The organism is Actinomycetospora lutea (assembly GCF_028737205.1).
Lineage (GTDB): Bacteria > Actinomycetota > Actinomycetes > Mycobacteriales > Pseudonocardiaceae > Actinomycetospora > Actinomycetospora lutea.
This window is the reverse complement of the sequence record NZ_JAQZAL010000004.1, coordinates 279,831-293,471: the sequence shown is the minus strand read 5'-3', so window position 1 is coordinate 293,471 and position 13,641 is coordinate 279,831. Positions and strand designations below refer to the sequence as shown.

General features: G+C 72.3%; 15 protein-coding genes and 1 tRNA gene. 12 read left to right on the top strand and 4 right to left on the bottom strand.

Annotation, left to right across the window (positions count from 1 at the left end; all coding sequences use genetic code 11):
- Positions 1-513 precede the first annotated feature (513 nt).
- The 9 genes from PHK61_RS07325 to PHK61_RS07285 all read left to right on the top strand — a co-directional run bounded on the left by PHK61_RS07325 (position 514) and on the right by PHK61_RS07285 (position 8,623).
- Positions 514-822 carry a putative quinol monooxygenase gene (locus PHK61_RS07325; RefSeq protein ID WP_274280304.1) on the top strand — a complete coding sequence of 103 codons (309 nt, stop codon included), beginning with the start codon at positions 514-516 and terminating at the stop codon, positions 820-822.
- Positions 819-2,015: a helix-turn-helix domain-containing protein gene (locus PHK61_RS07320; RefSeq protein WP_274280303.1), complete on the top strand. Its 1,197-nt coding sequence runs from the start codon at positions 819-821 to the stop codon at positions 2,013-2,015. Before PHK61_RS07325 ends, PHK61_RS07320 begins: the two co-directional genes overlap by 4 nt.
- 105 nt (positions 2,016-2,120) lie before the next feature.
- The gene (locus PHK61_RS07315; RefSeq protein WP_274280302.1) at positions 2,121-2,633 is read left to right on the top strand and encodes a hypothetical protein; all 513 of its coding nucleotides are present in this window, start codon (positions 2,121-2,123) and stop codon (positions 2,631-2,633) included.
- Positions 2,633-2,890 carry a hypothetical protein gene (locus tag PHK61_RS07310; protein WP_274280301.1) on the top strand — a complete coding sequence of 86 codons (258 nt, stop codon included), beginning with the start codon at positions 2,633-2,635 and terminating at the stop codon, positions 2,888-2,890. Before PHK61_RS07315 ends, PHK61_RS07310 begins: the two co-directional genes overlap by 1 nt.
- A 274-nt stretch (positions 2,891-3,164) precedes the next feature.
- Positions 3,165-3,458, top strand: coding sequence for a WhiB family transcriptional regulator (locus PHK61_RS07305; protein WP_274280300.1), 294 nt, complete (start codon positions 3,165-3,167; stop codon positions 3,456-3,458).
- A 218-nt stretch (positions 3,459-3,676) separates the two neighbouring features.
- Positions 3,677-5,227, top strand: a complete 1,551-nt coding sequence (locus tag PHK61_RS07300) for an FtsK/SpoIIIE domain-containing protein (protein WP_274280299.1) — start codon at positions 3,677-3,679, stop codon at positions 5,225-5,227.
- 182 nt (positions 5,228-5,409) lie between these two features.
- Positions 5,410-7,035, top strand: a complete 1,626-nt coding sequence (locus tag PHK61_RS07295; protein WP_274280298.1) for a replication initiator — start codon at positions 5,410-5,412, stop codon at positions 7,033-7,035.
- Positions 7,032-7,241 (top strand): helix-turn-helix transcriptional regulator, encoded by a 210-nt coding sequence (locus PHK61_RS07290; protein WP_274280297.1) that lies wholly within the window; start codon positions 7,032-7,034, stop codon positions 7,239-7,241. The genes PHK61_RS07295 and PHK61_RS07290 overlap by 4 nt, the downstream gene beginning before the upstream one ends.
- Positions 7,241-8,623 carry a tyrosine-type recombinase/integrase gene (locus tag PHK61_RS07285; protein WP_274280296.1) on the top strand — a complete coding sequence of 461 codons (1,383 nt, stop codon included), beginning with the start codon at positions 7,241-7,243 and terminating at the stop codon, positions 8,621-8,623. The genes PHK61_RS07290 and PHK61_RS07285 overlap by 1 nt, the downstream gene beginning before the upstream one ends.
- Before the next feature lie 217 nt (positions 8,624-8,840).
- Here PHK61_RS07285 and PHK61_RS07280 read toward each other — a convergent pair whose 3' ends face one another.
- Positions 8,841-8,999 (bottom strand): hypothetical protein, encoded by a 159-nt coding sequence (locus tag PHK61_RS07280; RefSeq protein WP_274280295.1) that lies wholly within the window; start codon positions 8,997-8,999, stop codon positions 8,841-8,843.
- Positions 9,000-9,415: 416 nt separating this feature from the next.
- Here PHK61_RS07280 and PHK61_RS07275 point away from each other — a divergent pair, with 416 nt between their 5' ends.
- Positions 9,416-9,547, top strand: coding sequence for a hypothetical protein (locus PHK61_RS07275; RefSeq protein ID WP_274280294.1), 132 nt, complete (start codon positions 9,416-9,418; stop codon positions 9,545-9,547).
- 123 nt (positions 9,548-9,670) lie between these two features.
- Here the strand turns inward: PHK61_RS07275 and PHK61_RS07270 are convergent.
- Positions 9,671-9,754, bottom strand: a tRNA-Tyr gene (locus PHK61_RS07270).
- Between the two features lie 108 nt (positions 9,755-9,862).
- On the opposite strand from PHK61_RS07270, the gene PHK61_RS07265 reads away from it, so the two are divergent.
- Both PHK61_RS07265 and PHK61_RS07260 read left to right on the top strand, forming a co-directional pair.
- Positions 9,863-10,354 (top strand): YajQ family cyclic di-GMP-binding protein, encoded by a 492-nt coding sequence (locus tag PHK61_RS07265; RefSeq protein WP_274280293.1) that lies wholly within the window; start codon positions 9,863-9,865, stop codon positions 10,352-10,354.
- A 16-nt stretch (positions 10,355-10,370) separates the two neighbouring features.
- Positions 10,371-10,868, top strand: coding sequence for a GNAT family N-acetyltransferase (locus PHK61_RS07260; protein WP_274280292.1), 498 nt, complete (start codon positions 10,371-10,373; stop codon positions 10,866-10,868).
- A 1-nt stretch (position 10,869) separates the two neighbouring features.
- Here PHK61_RS07260 and PHK61_RS07255 read toward each other — a convergent pair whose 3' ends face one another.
- On the bottom strand, positions 10,870-11,592 hold the full coding sequence (locus PHK61_RS07255) for an excalibur calcium-binding domain-containing protein (RefSeq protein WP_274280291.1): 723 nt from the start codon (positions 11,590-11,592) through the stop codon (positions 10,870-10,872).
- Between the two features lie 196 nt (positions 11,593-11,788).
- On the bottom strand, positions 11,789-13,588 hold the full coding sequence (locus tag PHK61_RS07250; protein ID WP_274280290.1) for a GAF domain-containing SpoIIE family protein phosphatase: 1,800 nt from the start codon (positions 13,586-13,588) through the stop codon (positions 11,789-11,791).
- Between the last annotated feature and the right edge of the window lie 53 nt (positions 13,589-13,641).

Below are 13,641 nucleotides of genomic sequence, written 5' to 3'. Positions count from 1 at the left end.
CGCATCCGGTCGCTGCTGCACTGTGGATCTCTTGCACTCTAAATCCGGAAGAGCCAGTTTACAAGCTGGGCTTCTTCGCCGGGTTCTCGCGCCGGTCTCCGAGAAGCCCTCGGACCGGAACCAGGTGTTATCTTCCTTAAGCGACACCTTTGACTTGATGCTTGCCAGACTAGCACGATACCGAAACTCGATCGTGCACGGAACAGAGGTCCACGAAGCGACTGCAAGAACTGTGGCCAGCTTCGCGCTAACTCTAGGCTCGCTTGCGGTCGGTACTGAGTCCGAGGCTATTCTGACAGGACAAGATGCCAACGTTCGCTTGAGACTTCTGAACGGTGCAGCCGCCTGGCGCTTAGATAGAGTTCGCAACGGATTAATTGATGAAGCGTTCTCCGGCGTGACTCTGGGGTATCTCGGAGGTAGGAGCTAATGACGGACCGGACCGAGACGCCCTAGTGCACCGGAGCCTTCCGGACCAGTACTCTGAGTGCGGCACCGCACTCGGAGGATGACATGTTTGGCTTGACCGTCCGCTTTGACCTCAAGGACGAGGACGCGGCTCAGGGGTTCGACCAGCTCGTGGCGGAGACTGCACCCGGCATCCGGGAGCAGGAGCCGGGTACGCTCCTCTACGCGGTCCACACGGTCGAAGACGCTCCCCTGGCGCGGGTCTTCTACGAGATGTATGAGGACCGTGAAGCGTTCGAGGCGCACGAGAGCCAGCCGCACACAAAGCGCTTCTTGAGCGAGCGTGAGCAGTACATCGCCGACACCCGGGTGGAGTTCCTGACGCCCATCGGCGGCAAGAACCTGCCGAAGTGAGCACGCCCAGCGATCAGCGGGCCTTCGGCCAGCGCGTCGCGTTCCTGCGCAAGAAGCTCGGGCTGTCGCAGGCCGAGTTCGCCAGCCGGCTCGACCGGTCCGAGACGTGGCTCAGCCAGGTCGAGCGCGGCGCTCGCCGCATCGACCGGATGAGCGTGCTCGAGCGGCTCGCGGAAGCGCTCGGGGTTCCCGTCGCCGAGCTGGCACCGGAGCAGAAGGTCGTCCAGGCCGACGTCGAGCCGGCCGCGAGCGCCCTGAGCCTCGCGCTCTCCTCCAGCGACGCGCTTCATGCGGTGCTCGCCGGCACGCGGCCGTTCGACGTGCGGGACCTCGACCGGCAAGCGGTCAAGGCGTGGGAGTACGCCCACGGGTCGCAGTACGACGAGCTGGCGACGCTCCTGACCGATCTGCTCCCCGAGCTGGAGCGCTCGGCGCGGAACGCCACCGGCGACGACGAGATCGTCGTCAACGTCGCGAAGGCGCGGTCGTACCTCGCGGTGGCCGGCGTGCTCTCCAAGCTCGGCGAGACCGGCGCGGCCTGGGTCGCCGTCGACCGCGCGATCACCGCGGCGGAGAAGGCCGGCGACCCGCTGTTGATGGCCGAGGGCGCGTTCCGTCTCGCGATCGTCTTCCAGGTCGCGCGACGCTTCGATCTGGCGATCCGCGCCGCGGAGTCGGCAGCACACGCGCTCGACGAGCGGGCCGCCGACGGCGACTCCCCCGCCATCGCTGTGCGCGGTGCCCTGAAACTCCAGCTCGCGGTGGCCTCGGCTCGGCTTAACGATGCGCGCATGGCGTACCTCTACCTCGACGAGGCCCGGGCGGCGGCCGACGAGCTGGGCGAGGACCGGAACGACTACGAAACCGAGTTCGGGCCGACGAATGTGCTTCTCCACGACGTGGCGGTGGCGGTCGAGCTGGGCGACGCCGGTCGCGCGCTCCGGGTCGCCGAGACGGTCGACGCCTCCGGACTCTCCCCTGAGCGGCAGGGCCGGCTCCTCATCGACGTCGCCCGTGCGCAGGCCCAGCTTCGCCAGACCGACGCCGTCGTGGCGACACTGCGCCAGGGCCTCGACCTCGCTCCGCAGCAGTTCGAGAGCCACGCCCGTGTCCGCGAGCTGGTCGCCGACCTCGTCCAGAGTGATCGCACGGGCTCGCAGGAGCTTCGCGATCTGGCACAGCGAGTGACCTGACAAGACCACCCGAATGCACCCGCACTATTAGTGCGGCACCCGCACTTTAAGTGCGTACTCTCCTCGGTACCTGGGCACGCGTGCCCCTGTGACGAGGAGATGGTGATGGCAGTCCCTTACGGGCAGAGGTTCCCGGTCGAGTTCGAGACGGTGTTCCCGCAGGGCGGGCTGATGATGGGCGAGGTCTCGGCGGTGACCGAGTACCAGTCGCGCGAGGACCGGGCGAAGGGCCGGCCCGTCCGTCAGCAGGTCGACGAGGAGACCGGCAAGCGGATGTGGCGCGTGACGGTCTCGGACCCGTCGGCGACGCGCGAGGCCGACAAGTCGGTCTCGGTGACGGTGCTGGCCGAGCACCAGCCGGTGCCTCCGGACGGCATCGAGGTCGCGCCGGGCATCGTCGTCCGGCCGATCGAGTTCGAGGGCATGACCGCTGCCCCGAAGCTGGAGGGCCAGGGCGAGTACAAGCGCCTCGGTTACACGCTTCGCGCGACCGGCATGCGGACCCCGGCGGGTCAGGGGGCGCCGACTCCCCGCTCGTCGTCCCGCGGCTCTGGAGGGTCGGGCGCGAGTGCGACGCCTTCCAGCGCTCAGGACTCGACCGACGGGAAGGCCGCGTAATGGCCAGCGTCGAGTCGCCCGAGCCCGGGATCGCGATGACGGTCGGCGTGCACGTTCGGCCCGACGCGCGGATGGGGTTCACCGTCCACGCCGACGAGGACCGCGTGACGGTCGACGTCGACGAGCGCATCGGAAGCCGGCTGACGCTCTTCCTGCACTCCGGCGAGCTGATTCGTCTCTCCGAGTGCTTCGCCGCCGCGGTCACAGAGCTGCTCGCCGCGCAGCACGCCGTTCGCGGAGCCTGCGGCTCCGTCTGACTCGGCGCCGGGGCGGGTCCTGGCGACCAACCTCTCCCCGTCCCGGCGCCTTCGCCCCTCCGCACACGACGGTGCCGGAGCGCGTCGCCCACGGTAGTGACCGCGGGTCCCGCCGTCCCGGTCCGTCGTGTGCCTCCCGACCCCGGAAGGCACGACGATGAGTTCGCCACCTCAGACCCCGCAACCAGTTCACACGCCCGAACCGGTCCTCTCTCGCCTGCGACGCGACGTCGGACCGGGACGCGAGTTCCACAACCCGGCGACCGTCCGACTCGTGCTGCGCCGGGTCCTCTTCGACGGCGACGGACCGCCGTCCTGGCGACAGCACGCCACGTGCGACGGCCTCGACGACCTGTTCTTCCCCGAGCCCTCCGATCCCGATGCGGTCGCCACCTGCCGCGCCGTGTGCGAGTTCTGCCCCGTCCAGGCGGCGTGCCTGGACGACGTCATGAGCTGGGAGCGCTCGGGGCGACGTCACGGGGTCGTCGCCGGCTTGACGCCCGCCGAGCGGACCCGGCTCGCCCGTGAGCAGCGCGGCGAGCCCGACCCGGGAGGTGCGGTCGCATGAGCACCCCGAAGGCGGAACCGATCGTGTCCGACCGCTGCGAGGTCTGCCGGGCGCGGATCGAGCGACGCCGCAACGCACCTCGCCGGTGCCCTGACCACCTCGATCAGGCCGCCCTGTTCGACGCCGCTCCGCTGCGTCGTCGTGCGGCCACCCGTCGGGCCGTACTCGGTACCGCTCGTTCCCCGCGGACCCGTCGATCGTCCCCACAGGAGCCGTAGATGTTCACGCACCAGCCCTTCCGCGGCTCGACGATTCGACGTCGCGCCGACGTCCAGCGCACGGCGATCGTGCGGGAGCCCGACTCCCTCTCCAGCCGTCTCGGGCTCGCCGCCGGGCGCGGTCTGTTCCGCCTCGCTTTGCTGGCGGTGTGGGCCGCTGCGATGGCGATCTGGCTGCTGGCCTACGTGCCGATCCTCGGGGCCGTCGTCGCCCTGGCGGTACTCCTCGGTGCCGCGCAGGGCATCGCCGGCTTCCTGGCGGTCCCGGCGGTCGCGCTGGCTGCCGGCGTCACGTGGTGGCGGTCGCACGGCGCCTCGTTCGATCGCCTGATCTCGTCGCGGGTGTTCCGGTTCGGCCGGCGCATCCGGTACCGGAGTGGCTTCGCCGACCTCATGGCCTCGGCCGGCCTCCAGGCACGCGACGCCTCCGCCCGTCTCGTCGTGCCCCGGCTGCTGTGGTGCCGCCTCGGCCCGCACGCCGATCTGCTGACCGTCCAGCTCTGCCCGGGCGTGACGAGGGAGGACCTCGAGGAGCGGACCGACGAGCTGCGCTCCGAGTTCCGGGCCCTCGACGTCCGGGTGCTCGCCCATCGGCGACGCGGCTGGGTGTGGCTGCGCGTGATCTGCGCGGACACGCTGATGGAGCCGACCGCGCCCCCGAGCTCGGCGCACGCCGTCGACCTCGAAGCGCTCCCGCTCGGGCGCCGGGAGGACGGCTCGCCGTGGCGGCTGCGGCTGCTCGGGCGGCACGTCCTGATGGCCGGCGCCTCCGGCTCGGGCAAGTCGTCGATGGTCGCCGGCCTGCTGGTCGCGCTCGCCCCGGCGATCCGCGAGGGCCTGGTGCGCGTCATCGGGATCGACCCGAAGGGCGGCATGGAGTTCGGCATGTACGCCGAGCTGTTCCACCTCCTGGCCGCCGACAGCGACGAACACCTCGTCGTCGGTCTGGAGGCCGCGGCCGCGCTCACCGCGCAGCGCACCCGCGAACTGCGCTCCCGGACCCGGCAGCACGTGCCGACGACCGCCGAGCCGTTCTACGTCGTCCTCGTCGACGAGGTGGCTTCCCTCACCACCTACATCGCCGATCGCGGGCTGCGCAGCCGTGCTCAGGCCGCGCTCGGGCAGCTGCTGACCAAGGGCCGCGCCCCGGGCGTCTCCGTCGTCGGGTGCGTGCAGGACCCGCGCAAGGAGGTCGTCGACCTGCGCGGGCTGTTCACCACGCGCGTCGGGCTGCGGATGACGGAGAAGACCGAGGTCGCGATGGTCCTCGGGGACGGTGCCCGTGATCGCGGCGCCCGCTGCGACCAGATCAGCGCGCTGACCCCGGGCATGGGCTACGTGGTGGACGACGAGGACCAGACCCTGACCAAGGTCCGGTCGGTCTACGTGGACGACGAGCAGATGCGCTGGCTCGCCCGCACGTACCCGAGCCCGACCCGCGAGGACATCGGGGCGGTAATCCCGGTCCAACGTGACGAGCCCACCCCGCGGAGGAAGGCGAGAACGGGCGCGGCGAAGAAGGCCAGCGAGTCGAAGGAGGACTCGTCATGAGTGAGATGAGGGGCGGCCTCGCCGCACACCGGCGGGACGGCAAGAACGGCGAGACCTGGCCCGAGAGCACGTTGGGTGAACCAACGGACGTGACAACGGGCTTGCCCGTCGCCGACGGAGGCGCAAACGTCGGTGAGCAGCAGGCCGAACGCCGGACGCGTCAGGAGCGTGCGGTGCTCCCGATGGCCGCCGACGTGGCCCGGGCGATGGCCGCTGAGCACGGCGTCTGCATCCGCCCGGTGGCACTGCGCCGGATCGACATCGAGACCGGGCGCACCGAAGTCGTGCCCGTGGCGTGCGGGTCGACGCGGGAGGACGTCTGCGGCCCGTGCGCGGTGAAGGCCCGAACCCTGCGGATGGCTCAGTGCCGCGAGGGCTGGCACCTCGACGAGGAGCCCGACCTGTCCCCGCGCGAGCCGACCGACGAGGAGAAGAAGATCGTCGGCGCTCGGGCCGATCTCGTGGTGGCCTACCGCGCGGCTCGGGAACGCGGCGACGACGAGACGGCCGAGGAGCTGGCGGAGCAGGTCGACGACCTCGACGAGCAGTTGCGGGCGCTCGGGGTCCGCGGCCGGCTGGCTCCTCTCGATCCGCCTGAGCGGGCACCCCGCAAGCGGTCCACCCGACGACGTCAGGACGCCCCGAACCTTCCTCGGCGGCCGGTGGAGGACCGCACCGTCGGTCAGACCTTCGGCGCCGGGCGCTACCGGCCCTCGACGTTCGTCACGTGGACGCTGGGCAGCTACGGCCGGGTCCGCGAGGACGGGACGCCGGTCGACCCGGCGAGCTACGACTATCGGCGTGCGGCCCGCGACGCGGTGCACTTCGCGGCCCTGCTCGACCGGCTGTGGCAGAACACCCGGCGCTGCGTCGGATGGGAGGTCCAGTACTTCGGAACCGTCGAACCGCAGCGCCGGGGCGCTCCGCACTTCCACGCCGCCGTCCGGGGCTCGATCTCCCGCGCCGACCTGCGCGCGATCACCGAGGCGACCTATCACCAGGTCTGGTGGCCCGCCCACGACCAGACCGTCTACACCGCCGACAACCCGCCCCGGTGGGACGCAGTCCGGCGGGTGTTCACCGACCCCGACACGGGGACAGCCCTACCCTCCTGGGACGACGCCTGCGACGCCGTCACCGAGCCCGCGCACGTCGTGCGGTTCGGGGAGCAGGTGCACGTGAAGGGCATCCTCGGCGGCACCGAGGACGCCGGTCGCCACATCGGCTACCTGACCAAGTACCTGACGAAGAGTGTCAGCCATGCCGCCGGGCTGACCGCGGCTGCCAAGGGCGAGGAGCAGGACGAGCAGGCGCGGCCGGTGAGCGACCGTCAGCGCGCCCACGCCCGCCGGCTGCATGCCGAGCTGGCGCAGACGCCGTGTTCGCCGCGCTGCGCGGTGTGGCTGCTCTACGGCGTGACCCCGAAGGGTGCCGGCGCCCGCACGACGCCCGGTGTCTGTCGCGGCAAGGCGCACCGCGCGGAGACGCTCGGGCTCGGTGGGCGTCGGGTCCTCGTCTCGCGGAAGTGGTCGGGCAAGACCCTCGACGATCACCGAGCCGACCGGACCGCGTTCGTTCGGCAACTGCTCGCCGACGTCGGGATCACCCCGACGGCCCGGACCACGACCGGCGACCCCGCGGTGCGCTGGGAGCCGACCCGGCCGAACGATCCGGACGTGCCGGGACGCCCGGTGCTGCTCCTGGCCGCGATCGCCGAACGCCAGCGATGGCGCGCGGAGTACACCGCCGCCCAGCTCGCCGCGTCCGGAGACGTCCCGTGTTCGGCAACCGACGGAGCGGCGGCGTGACCGCCCGGGTTCCTGCGCCGCGCCGACCGGTGGAGAAGCTGACCGTCGAGCAGGTCTGCGACGAGCTGCAGGTCGCGCGCTCGACGTTCTACCAGTGGCGCCAGCTCGGGAAGGCGCCGAAGTGCATCCGGCTCCCGAACGGCGCGATCCGCATCCGGCGCGCCGATCTCGACGCCTGGCTGGACGGCTGCGAGGTCCCGGCCTGATGGCACCGAAACGAGAGACCACGCTGGACGTCCGGGTGTGGGGCGTGAAGAAGCGCGAGGGTGCCCGCGGCACGACGTACCGGGTGCGGTGGATCGTGGCCGGTCAGGAGTGGCACGACTCGTTCCGGCACCCCAGGCAGGCCGACGGGTTCCGCTCCGAGCTGGTGAGCGCGATCCGGCGCGGGGAGCCGTTCGACGTGGCGACCGGCCGGCCCGTGTCATCGGCGCCCGAGGTCGCCGCGGTCACGTGGTTCGCGCTGGCGTGCGACTACGTCGACATGAAGTGGCCGCGGCAGGCAGGCAAGAGCCGGCGCGGCATCGCGGAGTCGCTGACCACGACGACGCCAGCTCTCCTGACCACCGACCGCGGCCGGCCGGACGACGACGTCCTCCGCGCCACGCTCTACGCCTGGGCCTTCAACGCGCCGGTGCGCGCCGCCGGCCCGCCCGCCGACGACGACATGGCCGCGGCGGCACGCTGGCTGGCTCAGCACACGGTGCCGGTCTCGGCGCTGGCCGATACCGTGCTCGTGCGTGCCGTGCTGGACCGCTTCACGCTGCGCCTGGACGGCGCACCGGCCAGCGCGAGCACCGTGACCCGCAAGCGCGCCACGTTCTTCAACATCGTCGAGTACGCGGTGGAACGGGAGCTGCTGCCGTCCAACCCGCTGCGCACGATCCGCTGGAGCGCACCCAAACTGGCCGACACGGTCAACCCGCGGGCGGTGGTCAACCCGGCGCAGGCACGCTCGCTGCTCGAGGCGGTGAGGGTGCAGGGCAAGGCCGGGCCCGCGCTGGTCGCGTTCTTCGCCGCGATCTACTACGCCGCCCTCCGCCCGGCCGAGGCCGTGGAGCTCCGCCGCGACGCCCTGACGCTGCCTGACGCCGGGTGGGGCGAGCTGTACCTCACCGGCTCCGCCCCGGAGACCGGGCGCGCGTGGACCGGCCTCGCTACCCGCCGGGAGCCGCGCGGGCTCAAGCACCGAGGACGTCAGGACGTACGCATCGTGCCCGCTCCCCCGCCGCTGGTCCGGCTGCTGCGGGACCACATCGACAGCTTCGGCGTCGACTGTCAGGGCCGGCTGTTCCGCGGCGCCCGCGGCGGCCCGCTGGCCGGCAGCGTCTACCAGCGGGTGTGGCGCGACGCCCGCGAGAAGGCCCTGACGGCGGCCGAGGTCGCCTCACCCCTCGCGCGCCGGCCCTACGACCTCCGGCACGCCGCTGTGTCGACCTGGCTCAACTCCGGCGTTCCGGCACCGCAGGTCGCCGAGTGGGCCGGGCACAGCGTGAACGTGCTCCTGCGCGTCTACGCGAAGTGCATCGTCGGCCAGGAGGACGAGGCGCGGCGGCGGATCACCGAGGCGCTGGGCGAGGACCCGTGAGCGATCTTGTTTCTTGCCCGTGAATGGGGGCGTGACGGTCACGGGCGAGCCGGCCGGCTGTCACCGTTGGGTTCGCGTTCGAGTAGCGAGGAGACCGCACGCGGGAAGGGCCGCGATGGCCTGAAAGCGTTGTCCATCAGGGAGACGGAGGAGATGAGCACGGCACCGACTCCCTCGCCGACGAGATCGAGAAGGTCGGCCGTGACGCTTCGGCGACTCAAGGTGACCACGCGTCGGGGCCGTCGGGCCGGACTTGCTGGCAGGTCTGAACCATGGTGTTCCACAGTCGGCGGGCCTCGGGGTCGTGCGCGAGCCACTCATCGATCTGTGAAGACGCGGCGGTATCGCCGTGGGCGGCGAGGACCTGCAGGTCCACGAGTCGGTCGATCCAGGCTCGGTCGACGTGGTCGGAGAGGGTCGGTTCGGGAACGGGAGAAGTAGTGATGACGTGCGGCCTTCCCTGTGGAGGGGCCCGGTCGTGCCCGCCACCGGCCCCCCTGCGGGCGGTGGCGGGCACGACCGGCCCGAGACGCGCGGTGTCGGCCGCGGACTCGAGGAGCCGTCGCGACGCGCCGAGGAGCAACGTCGTGACGGCGAATGGAGCGCATGACTCAGCGCCAGGAGTGGTGGCGGAGCCGAATGCGGGGTGTGCTGGTCGCTTCCTAGGAGTGCCCAAGCCCCTGCGTGGGTCGTGCACTGAAGCCGAGGGTCCCTACGACCGGCGGCGGCGTTCCAGCTGCACAAGACTGTCCTCCGTGAAGGCCTCGGTACGCAAGCGGGGAGGCACAGGACTTGTCGCAGGTCGCCGACTGGGCCGGGCGCAGCGTGAACGTGCTCCTGCGCGTCTCTGCCAAGCGCATCGTCGGCCAGGAGGACGAGGCGCGGCGCCGGATCACCGAGGCGCTGGGCGAGGACCCGTCATGATCGACCTGTCCGTGCATCGTCCGTGGACACCCGCGCAGAGCCGGTCACAGTCGGACAGAGCCGAACACGGCCCTGATCATGAGTCAGCCCCGTCGTCGCTGGTCAGCGAGGTGACGGGGCTGGTGGTGGCGGGTGAAGGATTCGAACCTTCGAAGCTTTCGCGACGGATTTACAGTCCGCTCCCATTGGCCGCTCGGGCAACCCGCCAGGGTGTGCCACCCCGCAGGATGACGTCGTAGAGACTACAGACCCGGGTCCGCCGCCGGTGCAGGCGGCCCCCTCCGCAGACTCGCCGACACGTCAGGGAGGACGACGATGGCCAACCCCTCGTTCGACGTCGTGAGCAAGGTCGACCGCCAGGAGGTCGACAACGCGCTCAACCAGGCGAGCAAGGAGCTCACGCAGCGGTTCGACTTCCGCGGCACGGGCGCCGACGTGTCCTGGGCCGGCGAGGAGGCGATCACGATCAGCGCCGAGACCGAGGAGCGCTGCACCGCCGCGATCGACGTCTTCAAGGAGAAGCTGATCAAGCGCGGCATCTCGCTGAAGGCCTTCGACGTGGGCGAGCCCGCGATCTCGGGCAAGACCTACAAGGTCACCGGCTCGCTGGTGCAGGGGATCAGCAAGGACAAGGGCAAGGAGATCTCCAAGGTCATCCGGGACGAGGGCCCCAAGGGCATCCAGGCCCAGATGCAGGACGACCAGCTGCGCGTCACCGGCAAGAAGAAGGACGACCTGCAGGCGGTCATCTCCCTGCTCAAGGAGCGCGACTTCGAGATCGCGCTGCAGTTCACGAACTACCGCTGAGCCCGCGGTGGCCGCCGTGCGCGACCGCCGACCCGGGGACCTCGACGCCCTCGCCGCCGCGCTCGTCGAGGTCCACCGGATCGACGGCTATCCGGTCGAGGGCGTCGCCGACCCGCACGCCTGGCTCACCCCGCGCGGGACCCTGCACGCCTGGGTCGCCGTCCTCGAGGACGCCGTGGTCGGACACGCCCTGGCCATGACCGCGCAGCCCGAGATCGCCGCCGTCGACGCCTGGGTGCAGCGCGGCGGGGACATCGCCACCACCATCGTCGGCGCCCGCCTGTTCGTCGCCCCGGCCGGGCGCGGCCGCCGCCTGGGCACGACGCTCGCCCGCACCCTGACCGACTGGGCCGTCCACCACGATCTCGACATCGTCGGCGACGTCATGGCCAAGGACACCGTCGCGATCGGGATCTACGAACGCCTCGGGTGGCACCGGATCGGCACCGCGATGCACGACACCGGCCGCGGCGCCCACGTCCCGGCCTACCTGTACGCGAGCCGGGAGCCGTAGCTCAGACCCGGCGGTGCCGCCCCGGGCGGGCGTGGCGGACGGCCACGGCACCGGCGACCGCAGCCGAGCCCAGGAGGGCGTAGCCCAGGGCGTCGACACCCTCGGACGGGGCGGAGCCGTCACCGGCCTCGACGCCGCCGACGGGGTAGCGGTCCGCACTGTGCCCGGTCGCGGCGGCCGGACGGACGTCGACGTCGGAGCCGTCGTCGTCGCTGCCGTCGTCGCTGCTGTCGTCGCGGTAGCCGAACGACTCGCAGGCGACCCCGTCGTCGTCGGCGTCGAGGCGCTCCGGGTCGCTCGGGTCGTCGTCGAGGACGGCCTGCGCCTCGGCCTGCGAGGAGAAGTCCGCGCAGTCGCGGTCCTGCGTCGGCGCGGTTCGGGTCGAGGAGACCGACGTCTCGCGCGTGCCCGCGGAGGAGGACCCCGAGGACGACGACGCCGGCGCGTCGACGAGGCCGAGGTCCTCGCTGGCCGACCGGCTCGGCAGGCTCTCGCAGGCACGCCCGTCCTGGTCGTTGCCGTCGAGACCGTGCGGGTCCGACGTGTCGGCGTCGTGGACCTCCTGGGCGTCCTCCTGGTAGGTGAAGTCGTCGCAGTCCTTGTCGCCGGCACCGGCGGCCAGGGCCATCCCCGCCCCGGGACCGAACGCACCGAGCAGCGTCAGCGTCCCGAGGGCGGCGGCGCGGGTGCGGCGGGTCCGGCGGACGGCACGGTGAGCAGGCACGGAGGGTCTCCCGGGGAGGTGGTGGGCGAGCGCGGCGTCGCGCTCAGCACCACCGTCGCCGCGGCCCCCGCGATCGTTAGGGGAGATCCGCGCGGACCACACGAGCGGGGTGGATCCGGACGACCGGGACAACCCCGCGCGGTCCGCCGCGTCCCTGCACGGAGGTCCACCCGACACCCCCGCCGAGGACGCGGACTCAGTCGAAGCGGACCACCAGGACGACGACGTCGTCGCCGCTGCGGCGCCCGAACTCGCCCATGACGGCGTCGGCGAGGACGCCGGGCTCCGTCGTCCCCCGCTGCGCCAGGAAGGCCCGCAGGTCCTCGGTCCGCTCGTCGATGTCGGCCCCGCGCTGCTCGACCAGGCCGTCGCTGTACAGGACGAGCACGGCACCGGGCGGCACGTCGACCTCCTGGTCGCCGCGTTCGTCGACGACTCCGGCGGGCAGCCCGAACAGCCGGCCGTGGCCCTCGAGGAGCCGGGTCTCCCCGGGTGTCACGAGGATCGGGAGCGGGTGGCCGGCGTTGACCCAGGTCATCGTCCAGCGGCCGCCCGCGCGGCGCCGCAGGTGCGCGACGACCATCGTGCCGGCGGCGTCGAGCCCGGCACCGGCGTTGGCGGTCTCGAAGGCGTGCACGATCAGCGACGGCGGGCCCGCCGCGCGGTCCCAGGCCGCCTGCCGCAGCATCGACCGGACCTGGCCCATGTCGATCGCGGCGTCGAGCTCGTGGCCGACGATGTCGCCGACCGAGATCACCACCGCCGTCTCCTGCCCGGGAGCGCGCAGGGGCGACACGTCGAACCAGTCGCCGCCCACGTACTCCTCGGCGTCGGCCGGCTCGTAGCGGGCGGCGATCTGCAGACCGGGGACGTCCGGCACCTGCGTCAGCAGCGCCTGCTGCATCTCGCGGGCGACCGTGACCCGGTGCTGGATCCAGCTGACGTGGTCGATGGCCCGGGCCGTGTAGGCGGTCACGGTGCTGACGAGCAGCAGGTCGGCCGGAGAGAACTCCCGCGGGCGTCGCCAGCCCAGGACGAGCGCCCCGGAGGCCCCGCGCGGGCCCAGGAAGGGTGCGGCGACGACCGCGTGCAGGTCGAGGTCCCGGAGCCGCCCGCGGGACCGCGCACCGAACACGTCGTCGAACTCGCGGCGCGTCGCGCAGTACACGGCCCGGCGCTCCGCCACGGCCAGGGCGGGCGGCGTGGGCTCCTCACCGCTCGGGTCCCACCGGTCGGCCCCGTCGGGATCGTCCGGCCCCGGCAGCCGCTGCAGGATCCCGTCGTCGCCGACGACGAGCACGTCGAGGTGGTCGGGCTCCAGCCCACCCCGGGTCAGCCCCGCCAGGCCTGCTCGCACGTCCTCCATCGAGGTGCTGTCCGCGACCGATCGCGAGACCTCCAGCAGCGTCTGGCTGCGGTCGACGGCGTCGCGCAGGGACTCCTCCAGGTCGTCGCGCCGCGCACGCTCGCGTTCCGCGCCCACCCGGGCGAGACGCAGCCGCAGCTCGATCGAGCAGGCCGCGGCGAGGTCGGCCAGTGCCTCCAGCTCGGCCGGCCGCCACGAGCGCGGTACCAGGTCGATCGCGCAGAGCGAGCCCAGGACGTGGCCCGACTCGTCCGTCAGCGGCATGCCCGCGTAGGCGACGACACCGAGGTCGCGGACGGCCAGGTTCTCCGCCACCAGCGGATCCGCGCGCGCGTCCTCGATGACGAGCGGCCGGCGGGTCGCCACCACGTGCTGACAGAACGAATGGGTCAGGGGCGTCCGTCGCGAGCTCGCCCAGGGCTCGCCCAGGCCGGCGGCGCCCGGGAAGACCTGCTCGTCGGGCCGGACCAGCGACACCAGCGCCACCGGCACCTCGAGCCACCGGCGGACCCGCGCGGCGAACCACTCCATGCGGTCGTCCACGCGCGGTCCGAGGCCGGACTCGGCGAGGTGGGCCAGACGCACCGGGTCGGTGAGGTCGCCGCAGCGCAGGGCGTCGTCCGTCGTCACCGAGCTCTCCGCCACGTCGATCCCTCCCCCCGGCCGGCAGATTCCGTCGCACG